At 61.6% G+C, this 19873-nt stretch carries 15 protein-coding genes and 1 riboswitch; of the genes, 11 read left to right on the top strand and 4 right to left on the bottom strand.

The annotated features are described in order from the left end of the window. Nucleotides 1-19: 19 nt before the first annotated feature. Nucleotides 20-391: a hypothetical protein gene (locus LJ738_RS05760; RefSeq protein WP_227785355.1), complete on the bottom strand. Its 372-nt coding sequence runs from the start codon at nucleotides 389-391 to the stop codon at nucleotides 20-22. Nucleotides 392-488: 97 nt separating this feature from the next. Here LJ738_RS05760 and LJ738_RS05755 point away from each other — a divergent pair, with 97 nt between their 5' ends. The 4 genes from LJ738_RS05755 (at nucleotide 489) to LJ738_RS05740 (ending at nucleotide 3958) form a co-directional block, all read left to right on the top strand. Then, the gene (locus LJ738_RS05755; protein ID WP_227785354.1) at nucleotides 489-1124 is read left to right on the top strand and encodes a hypothetical protein; all 636 of its coding nucleotides are present in this window, start codon (nucleotides 489-491) and stop codon (nucleotides 1122-1124) included. Nucleotides 1125-1139: 15 nt separating this feature from the next. Then, nucleotides 1140-1499, top strand: a complete 360-nt coding sequence (locus LJ738_RS05750; protein ID WP_227785353.1) for an Imm51 family immunity protein — start codon at nucleotides 1140-1142, stop codon at nucleotides 1497-1499. Nucleotides 1500-1592: 93 nt separating this feature from the next. After that, on the top strand, nucleotides 1593-1886 hold the full coding sequence (locus tag LJ738_RS05745; RefSeq protein WP_227785352.1) for a DUF7710 domain-containing protein: 294 nt from the start codon (nucleotides 1593-1595) through the stop codon (nucleotides 1884-1886). Nucleotides 1887-1969: 83 nt separating this feature from the next. Continuing rightward, a complete protein-coding gene (locus LJ738_RS05740) occupies nucleotides 1970-3958 on the top strand; it encodes an AAA domain-containing protein (protein WP_317206784.1) in 1989 nt (662 codons plus the stop codon). A gap of 199 nt (nucleotides 3959-4157) precedes the next feature. Here the strand turns inward: LJ738_RS05740 and LJ738_RS05735 are convergent, their stop codons facing one another. Beyond that, entirely contained in the window at nucleotides 4158-5300 is a 1143-nt protein-coding gene (locus LJ738_RS05735) for a hypothetical protein (RefSeq protein ID WP_227785351.1), read from the bottom strand. 217 nt (nucleotides 5301-5517) lie between these two features. Here LJ738_RS05735 and LJ738_RS05730 point away from each other — a divergent pair, with 217 nt between their 5' ends. From LJ738_RS05730 to LJ738_RS05715, 4 genes are all read left to right on the top strand, one after another. Continuing rightward, nucleotides 5518-6033 carry an FKBP-type peptidyl-prolyl cis-trans isomerase gene (locus LJ738_RS05730; protein ID WP_068194888.1) on the top strand — a complete coding sequence of 172 codons (516 nt, stop codon included), beginning with the start codon at nucleotides 5518-5520 and terminating at the stop codon, nucleotides 6031-6033. A gap of 476 nt (nucleotides 6034-6509) precedes the next feature. Next, a riboswitch (SAM riboswitch) is annotated at nucleotides 6510-6606 on the top strand. A gap of 504 nt (nucleotides 6607-7110) precedes the next feature. After that, nucleotides 7111-10140 carry a SusC/RagA family TonB-linked outer membrane protein gene (locus tag LJ738_RS05725; protein ID WP_227785350.1) on the top strand — a complete coding sequence of 1010 codons (3030 nt, stop codon included), beginning with the start codon at nucleotides 7111-7113 and terminating at the stop codon, nucleotides 10138-10140. A gap of 122 nt (nucleotides 10141-10262) precedes the next feature. Then, entirely contained in the window at nucleotides 10263-11618 is a 1356-nt protein-coding gene (locus tag LJ738_RS05720) for a RagB/SusD family nutrient uptake outer membrane protein (RefSeq protein ID WP_227785349.1), read from the top strand. 52 nt (nucleotides 11619-11670) lie between these two features. Further along, nucleotides 11671-14328, top strand: a complete 2658-nt coding sequence (locus tag LJ738_RS05715) for a M14 family zinc carboxypeptidase (protein ID WP_227785348.1) — start codon at nucleotides 11671-11673, stop codon at nucleotides 14326-14328. Between the two features lie 69 nt (nucleotides 14329-14397). Here LJ738_RS05715 and LJ738_RS05710 read toward each other — a convergent pair whose 3' ends face one another. Continuing rightward, nucleotides 14398-14994, bottom strand: a complete 597-nt coding sequence (locus LJ738_RS05710) for an acyl carrier protein phosphodiesterase (RefSeq protein WP_227785347.1) — start codon at nucleotides 14992-14994, stop codon at nucleotides 14398-14400. A 115-nt stretch (nucleotides 14995-15109) separates the two neighbouring features. Here LJ738_RS05710 and LJ738_RS05705 point away from each other — a divergent pair, with 115 nt between their 5' ends. Both LJ738_RS05705 and LJ738_RS05700 read left to right on the top strand, forming a co-directional pair. Then, entirely contained in the window at nucleotides 15110-15619 is a 510-nt protein-coding gene (locus tag LJ738_RS05705) for a pyridoxamine 5'-phosphate oxidase family protein (RefSeq protein ID WP_227785346.1), read from the top strand. A gap of 94 nt (nucleotides 15620-15713) precedes the next feature. Further along, nucleotides 15714-16427, top strand: coding sequence for a DUF3291 domain-containing protein (locus tag LJ738_RS05700; protein ID WP_227785345.1), 714 nt, complete (start codon nucleotides 15714-15716; stop codon nucleotides 16425-16427). On the opposite strand, the gene LJ738_RS05695 is transcribed toward LJ738_RS05700, so the two are convergent. Continuing rightward, complete coding sequence (locus LJ738_RS05695; RefSeq protein ID WP_227785344.1) at nucleotides 16424-18034, bottom strand: hypothetical protein; 1611 nt, start codon at nucleotides 18032-18034, stop codon at nucleotides 16424-16426. The genes LJ738_RS05700 and LJ738_RS05695 overlap by 4 nt on opposite strands. 169 nt (nucleotides 18035-18203) lie before the next feature. Here LJ738_RS05695 and LJ738_RS05690 point away from each other — a divergent pair, with 169 nt between their 5' ends. Beyond that, complete coding sequence (locus LJ738_RS05690; RefSeq protein ID WP_227785343.1) at nucleotides 18204-19817, top strand: hypothetical protein; 1614 nt, start codon at nucleotides 18204-18206, stop codon at nucleotides 19815-19817. Nucleotides 19818-19873 lie beyond the last annotated feature (56 nt).

Below are 19873 nucleotides of genomic sequence, written 5' to 3'. Positions count from 1 at the left end.
ATTATCGGCCCAGGCGCGGCTAGCGGGCGCCGGTGAAGCCAATTGGGGCCATCAGCTTGCCGCCCCGGTACATGTTGATGTAGAGCGTGACGGGCGTGGCTTTGCCTTCCCAGGTCACGGTGTACACGTCCAGCATGCCGGTATTATCGGCCACGCCGCGGCGGGTTTTGAAGGGGCAGCAGCTGGCTTGGCGCTCGTAGGCAACCACTTGGCCTTGCGGGCCTTTCAGGGCGTTGAGGTAGCGCAGCTGGTTGCGCGCCCCGGCCGTGCGGCCGCCGCCCACACGCACGGGGTTTTCGGCGGTGTAGCCGTAGGTTTCGTCCTGGCTCACGTCGCGCACCACGAAGGGAAGCACCGTAGTGCTGGCATTTTCGTTATTTCCGCCGGGCATTGGCGCCGTACCATATAAAGCCGGAGCTTTGCGGCTGGTGCTGCACCCGGCCGCAAGCAGCCCAACTATTCCCCAAAGGACCCACGTATTATTTCTCATGACCAATAAGTTGCTGATTATTGCCTCCCCACTTACCGCTTCCTCGATGGTGCAAAGAACGCAGGCACAGCCCAAAACCCGCTTTTTTCTTGTGCTTAGCTTGCTGAGCGCCCTCAGTGGCTTCATGCTTTCGCCGGCTTTTGGACAGGCCGATGTGGTTACGCCCGACAGCCCGTTGCCCCGGCTGCTGCGCGAGCGGGGCGTGCTCACCCGCCGCTACGCCGAGGCCAGCGCCCAGCGCCACAGCCTGTTCGGCAACAAGCCTTCCAAGAAAGACCTGCAGGAAGTAGTCGATGCCCTGCAAGGCATCGTAGACAAAGACCAGCAAATTGTGGACGTGCTCAATCAAACCGCCCGCAAAGCCCAAACGACGTCGGTGCGGCTGGCAGCCACCACCACCACGCTGGAAAGCACCGGCCGCGACGACCGCAACCTCACCGCCCAGCGCCTCTCCGAGCTGCAAAACGAGATTGAAAACGTGCGCCAACGCGAAAAGCAGCAGCTGGCCAAGCAGCGCGACCTGCAAGCCGAAGTAGCCGATGTAAAAGAGGGCCAATTCGTCCGCGACGCCCTCATTGCCTTTCTCACCGTGCTCAGCATCGGCCTCATGGTGGCCCTGTGGCGCAAGAAGTAGCCGTAATTTCACCGCATGGCCTCCCCTTTTCCGTTCCAGATAGCACCGCTGCCGCCCCCTACTTTGCCCGAGCGCCAGTTGGCCATTTTCGCCGATGTGGGCGGGCTCGAAGAGTATTATGTGCTCTTTCAAAACTACGGCTTTGGCGGCACAGCCGAGTCCTGGGTGGAGCACATCCAAACCATCATTGAAGAGCATCAACCCGAGCTGCTCGAGGAGCTTGAGTTTGAAGAAGGCGGCCACACGTTCGTGGCCTATGCTCCCAATCAGGCCGTGGCCGAACGGTTTTTGGCGTGCGTGCTGCCGTTTTTCGGCACGTTGCCCCTCTTGCAGAAATACCTGAGCCAAGCCGACCCGGACGACTTTTTTGCGTGAGCTACATTCAGCCACAATTTTGCTGCGAGTGTTATTCACGCCTGGCCATTGGGCGGTGGCTCAACTTTTCTAAACCTTGTTAAGGCCCACTAAATGAATGAGGTTTGGGTGTTTCATGGCACGGGCGGCCGGATGACCAGCGGCATTTTTACTTCTCGAAAGGAGGCCGAAGAATTCATTGCCAACTATCGGCTGTCGGGCAGCCTTACCAAATACCCGGTCGGTATAAGTGTCTACGACTGGGCCGTTCAGGAAAAGCTCTTCGAACCCCGCAAGCCGGAACAGTTCGAGCCCGGCTTCATCCAACGCTTCACGGCTGCAACGCAGGAGCATTATCATTACGAAGCCGGAAAACCAAGCAGCAGCGAAGACAGCGAATTAGGCTGATTTTCACTTCAGTTTTTCCGGTTTTCGGCCACTCATTTCCCGTTTTCGTTGTTAGCTAGTCAACGAAATCAATCCGTATTCTTTTGTCAGAAGTATTCATCCCCACCGACCCTTACGCCCTCGAAAAAGAGCTGCGCCACACCCAGGCCCTCATGCAGCTGGAGCAAAAGGAAGACCTGGAGCAATTCAAGATTAAAAACGCCAAGGCCAGTATTGCCGAGCGCCAACAGCGCGGCCTGACTTGGTACCCAGTTACCGTTTCGAAGGAGGACATCGGCTTTGGCGGCAAAGTGGTGCTGGAACTCGAGCGCCCCGCCGGCCAGCAGGGCCTACACTTGTTTCAGGTGGGCAAAAATGCCTCGCTGTTTGGTAACGTGCCCGGCCGCTCGGCCACCGACCGGCCCACGCTGAGCGGCGTAATTACCAGCGTGCGGCGCAACAAGCTGCTGCTGGCCACCACCAAAGAAGACCTGCCCGACTGGGTGCTCGACGGCGGCAAACTGGGCATCGACCTCACGTTTGACGAAGTCAGCTACCGGGAGATGGACTATGCCCTGGGCAAGGTAATGGGCGCCTACGGCGACCGCCTGGCCGAGCTGCGCGACGTGCTGCTGGGCGCCAAGGAAGCCCGTTTCCGCGAGGAAAAAGCTTCCGATTTGTTCTACCCCAGTCCGCTCAACGACTCGCAGCTGGCGGCCGTGCGCCACGTGATGGCGGCCCAGGACGTGGCCATTATCCACGGCCCGCCCGGCACCGGCAAGACCACCACGCTGGTGCAGGTGATTCTGGAAACCATCCGGCGCGAGCGGCGCGTGCTGGTGTGCGCGCCCAGCAACACGGCCGTGGACTTGCTCACCGAAAAGCTCGCCGAGCGGGGCGTCAACGTCATCCGCATGGGCAACCCCTCTCGGGTGTCGGACCTCCTGCTGGAGCACACCCTGGATGCGCAGGTGATGGCCCACAAGAGCTACAACGAGATGCGCTCGATGCGCCAAACGGCCGACCAATACCGCGAAATGGCCGGCAAGTACGTGCGCAACTTTGGCTACGAAGAGCAGCAGCAGCGCAAGCATCTCAAGGAAGAAGCGCGCATGTTATTCCAGCAAGCCGACGACCTGGAGCGTTACATCACTGAAGATTTGCTCGAGCAGGTGCAGGTAATTACTTGCACGCTGGTGGGCGCCAGCAACCGCAACATCCGCCACCTGACCTACGAAACGGTGTTTATCGACGAGGCCGCCCAGGCCCTGGAGCCGGGCTGCTGGATTCCGATTTCTAAGGCCAAGCGCGTGGTGCTGGCCGGCGACCACCACCAGCTGCCGCCCACCGTGAAAAGCGAAAAAGCAGCTCGCGACGGCTTGCGCGAAACGCTGTTTGAGAAGTGCATCAAGCGCCAGCCCGAAACGGCCCGCATGCTCACGGTGCAGTACCGCATGCACGAGCAAATCATGGAGTTCAGCTCCGAGCAGTTTTACGACGGCAAGCTGGAGGCCCACGCCACCGTGCGCCACGCCGACCTGCCTGACTACGACCTGCGCTTCGCCCCCGACCTGCCCGTGGAGTTTCTCGACACGGCTGGTTTTGGTTTCCAGGAAATCACCATTCCCGAAAGCCGCTCCACCGCCAACCCCGAAGAAGCCGACCTGCTGCTCAAGCGCCTGGCCCAGTTGCTGGAGCCCTACGATCAGGCCGACCACGAGGAAGACCTGCTTACCATCGGCGTCATTGCCCCCTACCGCGCCCAAATCAACTATTTAAAGGACGCCATCGAGGAAAACGACGAGCTCAACGGCCTCATGGCCCACCGCATGCTGAGCGTGGGCACCGTCGACTCGTTCCAGGGCCAGGAGCGCGACATCATTGCCATCAGCCTTACGCGCAGCAACAACCACGGTGAAATCGGCTTCCTGTCCGACATCCGCCGCATGAACGTGGGCATGACCCGCGCCCGGCGCAAGCTGCTGCTCGTGGGCGACTCGTCTACGCTGAGCTCGAACCCGTTTTTTAAGAGCCTGCTGGAATATGTGGAGCGCATCGGCGGCTACCGCACGGCCTGGGAGCTGCAGGATTAAACGCACCATACTTGTCATTGCGAGGGGTAGCCCGTAGCAATCCGTCCTGGTCTCAGCGACTAACTTGATAATGTGAAAAGCCCCGGCTCTACTGCAGAGTCGGGGCTTTTTATTTGGCTTAGTCACAGTAGGAAACTGGTCGCTTTTAGAGGACGGATTGCCACGGGCTACGCCCTCGCAATGACGAGTGCGGCGCGCCTTACTTCAAGTCAATTACCGACATGGTATGAGGGGCATCGGACTTGGAGTTCACAAACTTCTTCTCCGGCTTGTCGAAGTTGGAAATATACAGCCGCTTGCCTTTGAGCAGCACTTCCGCCGGCTGGTCTAGTAGGCCGCCGGAGCCGTCGGTATCGCCGTTTTGGGCCAAGGTGGTGACGGTGTTTCCATTCCGCAGGTCCACTATTTCAATGGCGTTTCCGCGGGAGTTGCAGAGGTACATTTTGTCGGTGGCGCGGTCGATGATGAGGCCATCGACGCAGGGGATTTTCTTGCCTTGCACCGTCAACACTTCTTGCTGGGCTAAGCTGCCATCGGACTTCAGCGACACTTTGTAGAGGGTACCATCGCCGAAGGAGCCAGTGTAAAAATTGCCTTTGCTGTCGTAGTCCAGGCCGTCGGCGCCGTTGTCTACGCCGGTTTCATTCACGGCGGTGGTGAAGGTGGCCAGTACGTGCGGGTCCTTGGTTTTGGGCTTGAGGTGCACCACCCCCTTGTTCAGCTCAGCCAACGAAAAGCGGAGAATGGCGCTGCCCTTGTCGTTGTCGGGCATGTCCCACTGGCTGTCGGTTACGTAGATGGTGTTGCCTTTCCAAACCACGGCATTGGCCAGGGCGAAGCCATCCACGACGGGTTCGATTTTGCCGGGCCGGCCATTTTTTATCTGCACCCGCATGAGGCGGGATTTGAAATTCTTGTCGTTTTCGTATTGGTTTTCGGCGTAGTACAGGTTGCCATCGGGGCCATAGGCCAGGTCCATGGGCGCGGCCTTTTTCGTGCTGGGCTCCACGGGCAGGTTGGTGGCAAAGGGCTTGATGGTTTCGCCCACAATCTCCATCAGCGAAGCCGGCTGGCTATTATCGGCCAGGTTGGGCACCGATAGAATGATGCTACCGTTAGGTGCCAGCGCGAGGCCATCGGGGGTGTTGTGCGCCTCATCGAGGGTGAAGAGCAGCTTGGGATTCCCAATCTTGGTAATAGTCTCTGCTGGAGCCGGGGAGGCGGTGGAATCTGTTTTTACAACCGCCTCTTTGGAAGCGGCCTCTGCTTCGGTTTTGGGTTCTTTGGATTGGCAGCTGGCCAGCAGCGCGCCGCTCAGCAGCAATGGAAATAGCTTACGCATGGGCAGAATGAAAATGGGTTGACAGTCAAGCGGAAGCCGCTTGGCATTGCCAACATAACGCAGCATGAGGAGCTGGGTTACGGCTACTGAACCCATTGCAATTGAAAAAACGGCTCCGCTTTTGGCCCTTTCCACGGCGCATGCGTACCTATCTTGCCTGAAATTTTTCTTACCACCCCACTCCCACCAGCTGGCCCCATCCGGCTGCCCCATTACTATGGCTGCAATCAGCGACAACAAAGTCGTCACCATCACCTACGACCTCAGCGTGACCGACGAAAACCAGGAAAAAGTGTTGGTCGAATCAGCCGAAGCCGATGCGCCCATGGTCTTTCTCTTTGGCCACAGCGGCCTGCCCGAGGAATTTGAATCCCAGCTCAACGGCAAAAACCCCGGCGACTCTTTCCAGTTTAGCCTAACCCCCGACCAGGCCTACGGCGACTACGACGAGCAGGCACTGGTCGAAATCCCTAAGGACGTGTTTATGATTGACGGTAAGCTCGACGACGAGATGCTGCAAATCGGCAACTTCCTGCCCATGGCCGACAACGAAGGCAACCACATGCAAGCCAAGGTGGTCAGCATCGGCGATTCGGGCGTGCAAATGGACTTCAACCACCCGCTGGCGGGTATGGTAATGCACTTTGCCGGCAAGGTGCAGGATGTGCGCGATGCCACCGCCGAGGAACTGGCTCACGGCCACGTGCACGGCGAAGGCGGGCACCACCACTAAGGCTTAGATTAGCTCAATTTTTAAGACGTCCTAGGGTTGAGCCAGTGCTCAACCCTAGGACGTCTTTATTTTCCATATATAACTTCCCGTATGCATTCTGATTAGGCAAAATGGTCTGACTTAGGTGAAACGTTTCACCACCATAACTTGGCCCTTCTACAGGGCGGGAAGAAGCGACTATCCAAACTAGAAGCTCAATAAGTGTTGGGTTCTAGAGCCAATTACCTGCGTAACTGAGTTGCAAAACGAGAGGCTTTTTACACTTTTTTCCTGGAAAATACTTCGCACCGCGACTCCGCCGTAACGAGGTATTTATTGACCCAGGGGTGGCAAGAGGGCCTATTTTTACGTTCTCATTACCGCGAAGCAATCCTGAGCCAGTTACGCTTTGCAAAAAGAATTTTGGCTTTTGCATTAGCATTTCAAAAGCCGGGTGCTTTCATTTGCCCTTACAATTCCTTCAGAACAAAGAATTGTTTTTATACAGAGGCGTGGAGAGACAGGCTCGACGAAACGCCGGCAACCAACGAGGCTAACCCCTTGAAACGGTGCCAAGTCCTGACCATATAAAAACAAAAGCCATGGACTTTTTGCGTCCCCTCCCCGCTGTTTCGACCACCTCGTTTGCTGTACAGCATCGGTGTTGTTGTATGTCGAGCGCTGCCGCCTGTATGCGGTAGGCCGGCCGGGGTTGTTGAGCTGAATTAGCTGTTTCATTTTCCTGCCGGCCGAAAGGGCTCCCGCGGCTAAGCCATAGCCGGGTGCTGCAGGGGCTTTCGTGCCCGGGCGGCGGCTTCTTGCCAGCCTTTTGGCGTCCTCCCGCGAGCGGGGGCGCTGGCCAACTTTCTCTTTCTGGGCAATGCTGCGGCTTTGGGGCCGGGCGCCGTTGTGCACAAACGGTGGCCCAGCTCAACCGCGGAATGCCGCAACCGCAACCCTCCTCCAGGTGCACCGGAGGGGCCCCGGCGACTGCGGCTCATTGGCCCAGCCCTCCCCTCGATTCGGGCCTTCCCCTCCCACCCCTTGGCCGCTTGGTAGCGGCCAACGCCGGGCCCTCCACCTCAACATCAAGTTTTTATGCATACCCGTACGCTCCGGCGGACGCTCTTCCTGCTGCTGTGGGGAGGGGCCTCCGTCACTAGTTATGCCCAATCGGACCCGGCCCCGCTCGTGAGCGGCACCGTGACCGATGCCGCCAGCCACACCCCCTTGCCGGGCGTGACCGTGATGGCCAAAGGCAGCAGCATTGGTACCACCACCGATGCCAATGGGCAATTCTCGCTTCCAGCCGCCCCGGGCAGTGCTCTCGTTTTCAGCTTCGTGGGCTATGCCCACAAGGAACTGCAAGCCACGGGTGGCGCACTTACCGTAAACCTCGCCGCCGATTTGCAGGAGCTCTCGGAGGTGGTGGTGACGGGCTACAGCGAGCAAAACCGCAAGACCCTGACCAGCGCCATCAGCTCGGTGAAAGGGGAAGATTTGAAGAACATTCCGGCCGCTAGCCCCGACCAGCTGCTGCAGGGCAAAGCGCCCGGCGTTCAGGTATCGGCCAACTCGGGCGTGCCAGGTGGTGGGGTGTTCATCCGCATCCGGGGCAGCAACTCGGTGAACGCGAGCAACGACCCGCTGTACGTGGTCGATGGGGTGTTCATCAACAACACCAACCTGATTGCAACGGGCCTGGGCAACCAGGTGTCGAGCAACCCGCTGGCTGACCTGAACCCATCGGACATCGAGAGCATGGAAATCCTGAAGGACGCCAACGCCACGGCCATTTACGGCTCGCGCGGCGCCAACGGCGTGGTGCTCATCACCACCAAGCGCGGCAAGGCCGGCGACAAAACCCGCATCACCTTCAACACCTATCACGCCCTCTCCAAAGCGCCGAAACAGTACAAGCTGGCCAGCGGGCCGGAGCTAGCCACGCTAGAGAATGAGCGGTTTATCAATGACGGCGGCAACCCGGCGCTGGTGCCCTACCGCTCGGTGGCTTCCGGTGGGCGCGGCCTGCCCGAAGAGCAGCAGACCTACGACCGGCTCAGCGACGTGTTCCGCACGGCTCAGACGCACAGCTACGAGCTGTCGGCGGCCGGGGGCTCGGCCAAAACACAGTTTTACATTGGGGCGGGCTATTTCACCCAGGAGTCGGTGGCCAGGCCCAGCGCCTTCGACCGGTTTTCGCTGCGCGTGAACCTCGATAACTCGGTGACGGACAAGCTGCGCATCGGCACGAGCACGGCCCTGAGCCGCACGCACCGCAACGTGAGCAGCAACGACAACAACCCGGTGGGCGTCATCAACTCGGCCCTGTTCACGCGGGCCAACCTGCCGGTGTACAACCCCGACGGCTCCTATGCCAAGTACGGCTCGTTTGATAACCACCTGGCCCTCATCAACAACCTGAACAACGACGCGGTGGGCTCGCGCGTCATCTCAAATGTGTACGGCACGTACCAGTTCGGCAAAAACCTGACGTTTCGCAGCAGTTGGAGCATCGACTTCAACGACATGTACGAGAACAACTTCAACAACACGCTGATTCTGGCCGGGCAGCCGCGCGGCACGGCCTCGTCGTTTCTCTCGCGCGACATCACCCTGCTCAACGAGCAGACGCTGAACTACAGCGTCAACTTCGGTGAGAACCACTCCGTGCAGGCCTTGGTGGGCAACACCTTGCAGCGCAATACCTTTCAGCGGACCAGTCTGGCGGGCCAGCAGTTTCCGGGCAACGACCTGACCACCATTGCCTCGGCGGCTACTCAGACGGGCAGCTCGTCGCGCTCGCAGGCCGGGCTGGTGTCGTTTTTCGGCAAGGCCACTTACAGCTTCAAGGAGCGCTACACGGCCGATGTGAGTGTGCGGGCCGATGCGTCGTCGCGATTTGGCAGCGAAAACCGCTGGGGCTACTTCCCGGCCGTGGGGTTGGGCTGGCGCCTGGGCGAGGAAAGCTTCATCCAGGACCTCGGCGTTTTCCAGGAGCTGAAGCTGCGGGCCAGCCTGGGCAAAACCGGCAACCAGGCCGGCATCAGCGACTTTGCGGCGCTGGGTTTGGTGCAGGGCGGGGCCAACTACCTCGACCTGCCGGGCACCAGCCCGCTGCAGCTGGCCAACCCCAACCTGAGCTGGGAAAGCACGCGGCAGTGGAACGTGGGCCTGGACGCCGCCGTGCTGCAAAACCGCCTGGTACTCGAGCTCAATTACTACGACAAGTACACCTCGGGGCTGCTGCTGAACGTGCCGGTACCGCGCAAAACCGGCTTCTCCTCGCTGGTAGAAAACTACGGCGCCGTGAGCAACAAAGGCTTTGAAGCCCAGGCCACGGCCAACTGGCTGCCCAAGGGCGCCCTGCAGTGGAGCACCACCGTGAACATTGCCCGCAACGTGAACAAGATAGAGAAGCTGGCCGCCCCCATCACCACGGGCTCGCGCGACATTTTCCGGCTGGAAGAGGGCGCCTCGCTCTACTCGTTCTGGCTCTATCACCAGACCCGCGTGAACCCCGAAAGCGGCAACGCCGAGTACGAAGACGTGAACGGCGACGGCCAGCTCACCGTGGCCGACCGCAAGCTGGTGGGCAACGCCTGGCCCGACTACTTCGGGGGCGTCACCAACTCCGTCACCTACAAAGGGCTCGACTTTGGCTTCACGCTCAACTTCGAGCAGGGCGCGAAAATCATGAACATGAACCGCTTCTTCCTCGTGCACGGCGGCACCCAGAGCAACATCGGCTACCTGAGCGAGCAGCTCGAGCGCTGGCAGCGGCCGGGCGATGTGACCGACATCCCGCGCCTGACCACCAACGCCAGCAGCAACAACTACGGCGGCGTGGTGCAAAACCTGAGCGACCGGTACCTCGAGGACGGCTCCTTCGTGCGCCTGCGTACCCTCACGCTGGGCTACACCGTGCCGGCCGCCACCTCCGCCAAAGCGCATCTGAACTCGCTGCGCGTGTACGTGCAGGCGGCCAACCTCTTCACCATCACGCCTTATTCCGGCCTCGACCCGGAAGTAAACTCGCAAAGCGGCGTGAGCAACACCAAAAACTTCGACTGGGCCACGGTGCCCCAGCCGCGCACTTTGCAGGTGGGCGTCACAGTCGGCTTGTAGAGACGCGACACTTCGCGTCTCCCGCAGCGGGCCATTTGGTCCCCAATTGACTGTTCAACGCTGAGACGCGAAGTGTCGCGTCTCTACAGCGAAGCTGAACACTAAACTCAACTACTATTCCGATGAAACAGTCCCTCTTTCGCCTACTTCTGGTGGCTCAATTGGCCGCCGCCACGCTTGGCCTCGGCGCCTGCTCCGACCTGCTAGAGCCCACGCCGGTGCAGCAGCTGCCCGACGACAAAGCCATCACCGACGCCGGCAGCGCCCGGGCCGCCGCCATCGGCACCTACGACCGGGTGCAGGCCTACTACCAGCTCAACTGGCCGGTGCTGGGCTTCTTGCCCGGCGAGAACGTGCGCTTCAATGGCACGCTCAACCAGTTTCTGCAAATCGACCAAAACCAGCTCAGCGCCGACAACGTGCTGATTACCGAAGCCTGGACGCAGATGTACCAGGCCGTGAACGGGGCTAACAACCTCATTGCGGCCCTGCCCGGCATCAACGACCCGCTGCTGCCGGCGGCCGAGAAAAACCAGCTGCTGGGCGAGGCCCACTTCCTGCGGGCGCTGGTGTACTTCGACCTTGGCCGCGGCTGGGGCGGCGTGCCGCTGGTGCTCAAACCCACCCGCAGCAAGGAAAACGGCCAGGGCCTGAAGCGCAGCACCCGCGCCCAGACCTACGACCAAGTGCTGGCCGACCTCACCCAAGCCGAAACCCTGCTGCCCGACGCCACCACCCGCAACCGCGCCGTGAAGGCCGCCGCCCGCGCCCTGCGCGCCCGCCTGCACCTCTACCGCCAGCAGTACGTCGAGGCCGAAACCTTCGCCACGCAAGTAATCGGCAGCACCAACTACCGCCTGGTGACGCCCTATAGGGCATTCTCCACGGCGCCTTTCCTGAGCCAGGAATCGGTGTTTGAGCTGACTTTCAGCAACTCCGACGCCAACAGCATGTGGAACAACTGGTTTCCCAGCGCCCTGGGTGGGCAGTTTAACTTCCAGCCCGTGCCGGCCGCCATTTCCCAGCTCAACGACCCCGCGGTGGGCGGCAGCCGCTCGGCCTTGCTGGCCAGCACGGTCATTGCCGGCGCTACCGTCACCTACGGCAACCTGTACAGCCGTTCGGCCCAGCGCGACGACCCGAGCTACGTGCTGCGCCTGGCCGAGCAGTACCTCATCCGGGCCGAAGCCCGCGCCCGCCAGGCCAAGCTCCCCGAGGCCATTGCCGACCTGAACACGGTACGCACCCGCGCCGGCGTGGGCCCCACCACTGCCACCACGGCCGAGCAGCTGCTGCTGGCCATCGAAAACGAGCGAAAGGTGGAGTTCGCCTTCGAGGCCGACCGCTGGTTTGACCTCGTGCGTACCGGTCGTGCCGGTACGGTGCTGGGCGTCACGGACCAGCGCCGCTGGGTGTTCCCCATTCCCTTCAACGACTTAGTAGCCGACCCCGACCTCGAGCAGAATCCTGGCTACTAACCAATCTTAACTAACTGCCTGCTGGATAACGGCAGGTACTTAACCCTCTTTTATGTACACCTCTTTTCGCCGCGCCAGTTTTTCAGCTGCCCTCCTGCTGGGTTTATCCCAAGCGGTACCGGCCGTGGCTCAGAACAGCTACTTTTTCCCGGGAACTCAGGCGAGCAGCTTCGACCCCAAAGTGCCCACGCCGGAGCAGTTCCTGGGCTACCCGATTGGCTCCCACTACACCCGCACCGACCAAATTGTGGCTTACCTGCGCGAGCTGGACCGCGTGTCGGACCGGGTGAGTTTGCGGGTGTTGGGCACCACGTTTGAGGAGCGGCCGCAGGTGGTGGCCACCATCACCACGCCCGAAAACCAGCAGAACCTGGCCCAACTCCAGCAGGACCGCCGCGCCTTGCACGACCCCAAGCTGCCTGCCCCCAACTACGGCAAACTGCCGGTGGTGGTGAGCCTGAACTTTGGGGTGCACGGCAACGAAAGCAGCTCCTCGGAAGCGGCGCTGCTGCTGGCCTACTACCTCACGGCCTCCACCAGTCCCGAAACCCAGCAGTGGCTGCAGCAGTCCGTCGTCACGGTCGACCCGCTGGAAAACCCCGATGGCCGGGACCGCGCCTCGCACTGGTTCGACCAGAACAAGTCGTGGCCCAACCCCACCGACCCGCTCGACCGCGAGCACACCGAAGCCTGGCCCGGCGGCCGCACCAACCACTTCTACACCGACCTGAACCGTGACTGGCTGTCGCTGACCCAGCCCGAAAGCAGGGCCCGCATGGCCTTCTTCCACGAGTGGTACCCCAACGTGATGATAGACTTTCACGAAATGGGCACCAACGGCACCTACTACTTCGAGCCCTCCAAACCTCATAGCACCGAAAACGACCTCATTCCGCGGGCCACCTACGAGGTGCTGAACGTGCACATGGCCAAGTACTTCTCCAAGGCACTGGACAACCTGGGCTCGCTGTACTGGACCAAGGAGCAGTTCGACAACCTTTCCCCCATTTACGGCTCCACGTACCCGGACTTTGAGGGTGGCGTGGGCATCACATTTGAAGTGGGTAGCTCCCGCGGCCTGGCCCAGGAAGGCACCAACGGCGTGGTCACGTTCCCCTTCACCATCCGCAACCATGTGGCCACTGGCCTGGCTACCGTGCGCGGGGCTGTGGAAGAAAAGGAGCTGTACCTGCGCCACCAGCGCGAGTTTTTCACTTCAGCCCTGAGCGAGGCGAAGAAGTTTCCCACCAAGGCCTATGTGTTCGGCAATGCCGCCGACGCGACGCTGACCAACAAATTCCTGGCGGTGCTGCTCCAACACAAGATTCAAGTGCACGAGTTGGGCAAAAACGTGACGCTTGACAAACAGAGCTTCGAGCAGGGCAAGGCCTACGTGGTGCCCACGGCCCAGCCCCAGTACCGCATTGTCAACTCCTTGTTTGAGGAGCTCACCACCTTTCACGACAGCGTATTCTACGACGTGACGGGCTGGAGCCAGGCCCACGCCTATGGGCTAGCTGTGTCTAAGCAGAAAAACGCTAACTTGGTGCAAGGCGCCGCGGTGCAAGCCCCGAAAACGCTAACCGGCGAGGTGCGCGGCGGCCAGAGCAGCTACGCCTACCTGCTGCCGTGGTCAGACTACAATGCCCCGCGGGCCCTCACGGCGCTGCAGCGCGCCGGACTGGTGGCCAAGGTCAGCTTCAAGCCTTTCCGCGCAGGGCCCGCCGACCACCCCGTGGATTTCGGCTACGGCACGCTGGTGATTCCCGTGGCCGCCCAGAAGCAGCCCGCCGACTCGGTCTTCCAGATTGTGAGCCGCATAAGCCGGCAGAACCAAGTAGCCTTTACCAGCGTGACCACCGGCTTTAGCATGGGTGGCATCGACTTGGGCTCCAACAACGTGCGCACCGTGCCCGAAGCCCAGGCCGCCTTGCTAGTAGGCAATGGTACCAACGCATCCGAAGTGGGCGAGGCTTGGTTTGTGGCCAGCCAGCAGTTGGGCCTGCCCCTGAGCCGGATTGAGCTGAGCAACTTCGGCCGCGCGCCGCTGGGCCGCTACACTAGCATCGTGCTGGTGGGCGGCACCTACACCAGCCTGGACAAAGCTGCCGTGGAAAAGCTGCGCCGCTGGGTGCAGGACGGCGGCACGCTCATTACCCTGAAAAACGCCTCGGAATGGGCCATCAAGCAGGGCATCGTAAAAGAAAAGCTGCTGGTGCCGGCCAACGCAGGTTGGGCTGATACAACGGCTGCCGCCAAAGGAAAAGCTACGGGCAGCCGCCGGGCCGATTTCGTGCAGCAGGAACAGGAAGGCACCCGCGCCATTGCCGGCTCTATTTACCTGGCTGACATCGACATCACCAACCCCATCGGCTTCGGGCTCACCAGCCGGCGCCTGTACGTGTTCCGCAACGGCACCACGTTCCTGCGGCCCAGCCGCAACCCCTACGCCACGGTGGCCCAGTACACAGCCAAGCCCCTGGTAAGCGGCTACGTCTCCCAGGCCAACCTGCGGCAAATCAGCAATTCGGCGGCTGTGGTGGTGAGCAAAGCTGGCGCAGGGCGGGTGGTGCTCTTCGCCGACGACCCCAACTTCCGCCACTACTGGCACGGCACGTCCCGCCTGTTTGCCAACGCCCTGCTGCTGGGCCCGCTGCTCAACCTGCCCGAAGGACCGGCGGCCATTTCCGCCGAAGAAGAAGCCCACTAACCCTGCTAAAAACTGACTGTTCCAAGAACGTCCTGCCGCTTTCCGCGCGGCGGGACGTTCTTTTTTAGTTCAACCCAACATTTCGGCCACGTGCTGCTGCAGCTGCGGGAAGAACTCCTGAAAGTCCGCCTCATACTCCGCGTAGTTGGCCTGCAGCTCCTCCACGGCGGTTTCCATGCCGGAACCAGGCGAAGCGCGGCGGCTCAAGCCACTGAGGGCACGGGTAATACTGGCCAAATCAGCATAACCCAGCAGCCAGTTGTGCTCGGTCATGTAGGGCAGAAAATGCTGCACGCGGGGCGGCATCTGGGCTTGGCGGGCGGTGAGCAAGCCGTATACCCGCTGGGCAAAATCGGCCAGGCCTTCCGTCGAGAACGACATAAAGTTTCGGGCCAGGAAGTGGTCCAGGAACATATCGGAAATCACGCCGGCGTACTTGCCGTAGCCCGCTGCGCGCAGGCGCTGGGTGGCGCGCCGCACCACGGGGTGCTGGTCGGTGAAGGTGTCGATGGCTCGGTGCAGGCGGATGCCGGTTTGCACGGCCACGGGGTAGTTCTCGAGCTGCTTGCCCGGCACCGAATCGGCAATGAAATTGCCCAGCAGCACCTCGGCATAGGCAGCACTATCGGGGCTGCCGGAAAGAAGCAGGTGGGCTAGAAAATTCATGGCTAATGCGAGGGCGAATTTGAAAGTAGGAAGCCAGCCGCGAAAACAACTAGCCCAGGCCGGCCGTTAAGTAAGCTGTTCCTTTCTTCCATCATTCTCCAAAATACCTATTGCCATGGCCGACCAAGTTGCCGTAAGCCACGACGTAGCAAAGCTCGTCGAAAAAATCAAGGACATCAAGATTGCCATGATGACCACCATCGAGAACGGCCACGAGCTGCACTCGCGCCCCATGTATACCTCGCAGCCCGAGGAGAACGGCACGCTCTGGTTTTTCACCGAGCGCGATTCCCAGAAAGTGGGCGAGCTTGAAAAAGACCGCCACGTAAATCTGGGCTATGCCAGCCCCAGCGACAACTTGTACGTAGCCATCACGGGCACGGCCCAGGTAGTGACCGACCGCGCCAAAATCAAGGAGCTCTGGAGCGAAGGCCTGCGCGGCTGGTTCCCCGGCGGCTCCGACGACCCCAACATTGCCCTGCTCAAAGTGACCATCGACAAAGGCGAGTTTTGGGATTCGCCCAACTCTACCCTGCTCCGCGCCTACACCTACGTGAAGGCTGTGGTGACCGGCGAGCGCGACCAGCCCAGCGCCGACCGCCAGTCGGTGGTGATACCCAAATAGGTTGAGCTGAATTTTATACCAAGAAGGCCAGAAGCAATTCTGGCCTTCTTTTGTTGCTTAAAACCCGCGGGCTAATTCCAGCCCTGCTCCTTGCATGCCGCATACCACCCTTACCGTTTTCACGCTGAAACCCGGCAACCGCCGCTGGGGCCTCGCCCAGATGGGCACCTCCCCCCGGCCCTTGCAGCGAGTGCCCGGCCTGCGCTTTTTTAAGCTGATGGGCAGCGGCGCCCACAATGGCTTCGGGTTCTGGCCCAATCTGGCCCGCTATGGTTTCATGGGCGTGTGGGACGATGCGGCCGCGGCCGAAACGTTTTTCACCCAACACCCCCTCTGGGCCCAGTACCAGCACCGCAGTGCCGAGATGTGGACTGTGCAGCTGGCCCCCATAAAATCGCAGGGCCTGTGGGATGGCGAGGCGCCCTTCGACTACACCCCCGCCCTGCTCCCGGCCGATAACGCGCCCATGGCCGTGCTCACCCGCGCCAGCATCAGCTGGCGGAAAACGCCTCGCTTCTGGCAATATGTGGAGCCCACGAGCGCGGCGCTGGCGCAGGCAACGGGCGTGCGCGCGGCTATTGGGCTGGGCGAGTTGCCCATTGTGCGGCAGGCCACGTTCAGCGTGTGGGAGTCGGCCGAGGCCATGCGGCAGTTTGCCTACCAAGACGCCCGGCACCGCGAAGTAATGCAGCTCACGCGCCGCGAAAAATGGTATTCGGAAGAGCTGTTTGCGCGCTTCCAGGTGCTGGGCAGCAGCGGCACCCTCGATGGGCAAGACCCGCTGGCCGGGCTTTGCTCGCCGCGCTAGTCGTGGAGGTTGTAGCGACGTAGCCAGTTCAGGGAGTTGGAGGTGAGCTGGGCGTCGGGGTTGGGCTTGATGATGAGGCCGGTGTTGTTGCGGCTGGCATTGCCATCGGAGCTGCTATACCAGGTAATGTCTTCGATGGCGGAAGGGGTTTGGGTGGGGTTTACCAATTGGTCGTGGCCTGCGCCGTCGAAAATATTCACTATCTGGCCCGACTTTAAAGGTGGAACCAGCTCAAAAATGTCGTCGCCGGCCAGGCCGTACACATTCACCTGGTAGGTTTCTTTCCGGTTATACACCCGTTCCGAAATCAGGCTATCCGGCTTTGCGGGGCGCCGCGCATACATGCTCACGCGCAGCGCGCCCGGACCGGCAGCGCTAATCACGAAACGCTCCGCTTGGTCGGTGCCCACCGCCCAGGCTTCGCCGGCCAGAATTTGATAATACCGCTGGGCCAGCTCCAGGAGCTGCTCGCGCCGGGCCCGCAGCAAGGGGCCAAGCTTAGTAGCAATGGCGGCCCGCGTTTCAGCGGGGCCGGCTTTCAGGGCATTGGCAATCACGGCATCGGTAAGCCTGGCGCGCATGGATTCGGCCTGCTGGCGAAAATCTTCGGCGTTGAGCGTGCCGAGCAGGGTGCGGTCCAGGGCGCGGGCGGTGGTGGTCAGGCCATCCACGGTGCTGGGCCGGATGGTGGCGTGAAAGCTGTGGTATTTGGGAACAAACCACGAAACAAGGCGCGTAATCAGCCCGTCATCGAAAAGAAAAAAAGCCTGGTCCCGGTCACGCGGAACGGGCCGGTACGTAATGCGGCCCGGCTGCGGGAAGCTTGCCCAGCGCCACTGGTCTTCCCGTCGGCTCCAGTCGCCGAGCCACATGTCCAGCAGCCGGGCGCGCAGGTAGGTGCGCGCCTCCACTTGGGCGGTGGGCTGCAGGTGAATATCGGCCAGCATGTGCCGCGTGCTCACCACATCGGGCGAGTGGCCGAAGGTAGCCAGGGCCAGCTGGTTGCCTTCCGGCCGTTCCTCAAGCAGGTACAGGGCATTGGCGTAGCCACCGCGAAACTTGCCCAGGCGGCGGTCGTTGGGCAGGAAAATTAGCTGCGGATTGGTATGGTACACGCCCACGGCTTCGGCCAGCTGGGCGGCCACGTAGGCGCCATAGGGCTGGGCGGCGCTGGTCTGGTCCTTCATGAGCCGGCCCAATACCCGGCGTTTCCAGCCGGCCGGCAGCGCCACGCTGGCGTCTTTGTCCACGGAGCGCAGCACGAACTCCCGGCCGTTATCGGTGCACAGGCGCAGGGTGTGGCTCTGGTAGCTGCCACCCGCGCGAGTAGGCGTGAGCCCACCGGGCAGCACCGTGGCCAGGCGCAGCACCGGCGCCGTAACGGGTGTGGCCCAGATATCGCGGTAGTGCGTTCCCCAAAAAAAACGCCACGCCGCGCCCCGGGCATATTGGGGCCCGGCCGCTACGCGCACCGAGGTCGAGTCCGAGGCCCAATGCGGTGTGGGTGCCCCGGGCGTATCTGGCCCCGTGCAGCTGGTGGCGGCCAATGCCAACGCGCACCACCGGCCACGAATAAAGAAAGCGGCGAGGGCAGGCAACCTGGGCATAAACAGCAAATTCTCCAAGGCTAAAGCGCCACAATGGCCGCCGCCCGATGAGGTGGCAGCCCCCGTATACCGCAGATGAAGGGAATACGGTTATACTCGCGTATTCATTAACCCGACCTTTGTCGTACGGTTTCGTTAAAGGCCCATTCGTGCCTCCCTTTATTTCTGGATGCGTCCTTTTTTTATTCCTCTGCCCAACTCCCCACGGCGCCTTGTGATGCTGGCGCTGGGGCTGGCAGTAAGCGGCTGCGCCAGCCGGCGTTTTTTTCAGCCCGATGCCCGCATCGGGCCCGGCAGTACCGAAGCCCTGCCCGCGGCCGCCGATTCGGTGCGGGTGGTAGCCGGCCGCCACTACAACCGCCACTCGGGGCTTTATTGCCTGATTTGGGGCCGGCACTACCGCGCGGTGTGGGCCGCGCCCGCCACAGTGCCCGTGCTGCACCTGGCCACGGCCGCTCCCGGTGGGCTAAAAGCGGATAAACCCGGCGGCGGCTACCAAAGCATCAGCATGTCGCTGGCCGGGTCTCAAGGGCGCGAATACGCCCTGCGTGCCCTGGACAAGGAGCCCAGCAGAACCTTGCCCAAGGTGCTACGGAACACGTTTGTGCTGAATGCCGTGCGCGACGCCACCTCGGCTACCATTCCGTACGGCGCCCTCACGGTGCCGCCCTTTGCGCAGGCCGTGGGCGTACCCCACACCCGGCCGCGCCTCGTGTATGTGCGGCAGGACGAAACCGGTCTAGGCAGCATGTCGGCCCGGTTTCAGGGCAAAGTGGCGCTGCTCGAAGAAAAGTATGAGGCGCTGGCCTCGCGCACCCCGGACCTGGCCAACGCCACCGAGTTTTTGGGCGGCGAAGACATGCTCAAGAAGGTGTATACCCATCCTTCCTACGCCATCGACCAGCCGGCCTTTCTCCGCGCGCGCTTGCTCGATGTCTGGCTCGGCGACTGGGACCGGCACGAGGGTCAATGGACCTGGGCAGCGTTCCAAGAAAATGGCGGCAGGGTGCGCTACCGGGCCATTCCCAAAGACCGCGACCAGGTATACTTTCTGTTTGATGATGGCCTGATGCCGTGGCTGGCCAGCCGGCGTTTCATTGCCCCCCAGTTTCACACCTTCAAGCCCAGCTACGGCTATGTTCCGGGCCTCGTGAAGCAGGCCATCTTCATCGACCAGCGGGGGCTGTCGCAAATGACGCGCGCCGACTTCCTGCGCATGGCCGCCGATTTGCAGCGGCGCCTGCCCGATTCGCTCATTGACCGCGCCATGCACCGGCTGCCGCCCGCGGTGTTTGCCCTGGAAGGCCCGCGTATCGGCAGCGCCCTCAAAACCCGCCGCCAAACCTTGTCCCAGGCCGCCGAAGCCTTTTACCTAAGCCTGGCCCGCGAGCCGGTGCTGGGCGGCACGGCCCAGGCCGAAAGGTTTGTGGTGCACCGCTACCGGGATTCGACCACGGTGCGCGTTTTTTCGCCCGTGCTGGGCAAGCTCACCCCCGGCGATTCGCTCCGTTTCCGGCGCACCTATTTCACCACCGAAACCCATGAGCTGAGCCTGGATGGCTTGGGCGGCGACGACGTATTTGAGGTAACAAGCACGGGCGCCGGCAAGCCCATCACACTGCTGCTATACGGCGGCGCGGGCCACGACCAGCTGCACCTGCAAGGCAATGGGCGGCGCTTAAAAGTGTTCGATGAGGCTTCCGATATGACAGCGGCCGCCGCCAGCCGGCCCCAGCTGCCCAAAAAGAAGCGACGGGCCTACGACCGCCTGAACGACGACTAGCTACCTCCCCGCCGTACCAGATGGCCTTTTTTGGCCCACCCTCGTTGAATGCCCGA

The sequence above is a fragment of the Hymenobacter plasmatis genome (genome assembly GCF_020711255.1).
GTDB lineage: Bacteria > Bacteroidota > Bacteroidia > Cytophagales > Hymenobacteraceae > Hymenobacter.
This window is presented reverse-complemented; position numbering and strand designations above follow the sequence as displayed.

Excerpts from the sequence above, each read along its gene's own strand:
- LJ738_RS05760 (WP_227785355.1), bottom strand. The coding sequence starts at position 391 with ATGCCCGGCGGAAATAACGAAAATGCCAGCACTACGGTGCTTCCCTTC.
- LJ738_RS05755 (WP_227785354.1), top strand. The coding sequence starts at position 489 with ATGACCAATAAGTTGCTGATTATTGCCTCCCCACTTACCGCTTCCTCG.
- LJ738_RS05750 (WP_227785353.1), top strand. The coding sequence starts at position 1,140 with ATGGCCTCCCCTTTTCCGTTCCAGATAGCACCGCTGCCGCCCCCTACT.
- LJ738_RS05745 (WP_227785352.1), top strand. The coding sequence starts at position 1,593 with ATGAATGAGGTTTGGGTGTTTCATGGCACGGGCGGCCGGATGACCAGC.
- LJ738_RS05735 (WP_227785351.1), bottom strand. The coding sequence starts at position 5,300 with ATGCGTAAGCTATTTCCATTGCTGCTGAGCGGCGCGCTGCTGGCCAGC.
- LJ738_RS05730 (WP_068194888.1), top strand. The coding sequence starts at position 5,518 with ATGGCTGCAATCAGCGACAACAAAGTCGTCACCATCACCTACGACCTC.
- LJ738_RS05725 (WP_227785350.1), top strand. The coding sequence starts at position 7,111 with ATGCATACCCGTACGCTCCGGCGGACGCTCTTCCTGCTGCTGTGGGGA.
- LJ738_RS05720 (WP_227785349.1), top strand. The coding sequence starts at position 10,263 with ATGAAACAGTCCCTCTTTCGCCTACTTCTGGTGGCTCAATTGGCCGCC.
- LJ738_RS05715 (WP_227785348.1), top strand. The coding sequence starts at position 11,671 with ATGTACACCTCTTTTCGCCGCGCCAGTTTTTCAGCTGCCCTCCTGCTG.
- LJ738_RS05710 (WP_227785347.1), bottom strand. The coding sequence starts at position 14,994 with ATGAATTTTCTAGCCCACCTGCTTCTTTCCGGCAGCCCCGATAGTGCT.
- LJ738_RS05705 (WP_227785346.1), top strand. The coding sequence starts at position 15,110 with ATGGCCGACCAAGTTGCCGTAAGCCACGACGTAGCAAAGCTCGTCGAA.
- LJ738_RS05700 (WP_227785345.1), top strand. The coding sequence starts at position 15,714 with ATGCCGCATACCACCCTTACCGTTTTCACGCTGAAACCCGGCAACCGC.
- LJ738_RS05695 (WP_227785344.1), bottom strand. The coding sequence starts at position 18,034 with ATGCCCAGGTTGCCTGCCCTCGCCGCTTTCTTTATTCGTGGCCGGTGG.
- LJ738_RS05690 (WP_227785343.1), top strand. The coding sequence starts at position 18,204 with ATGCGTCCTTTTTTTATTCCTCTGCCCAACTCCCCACGGCGCCTTGTG.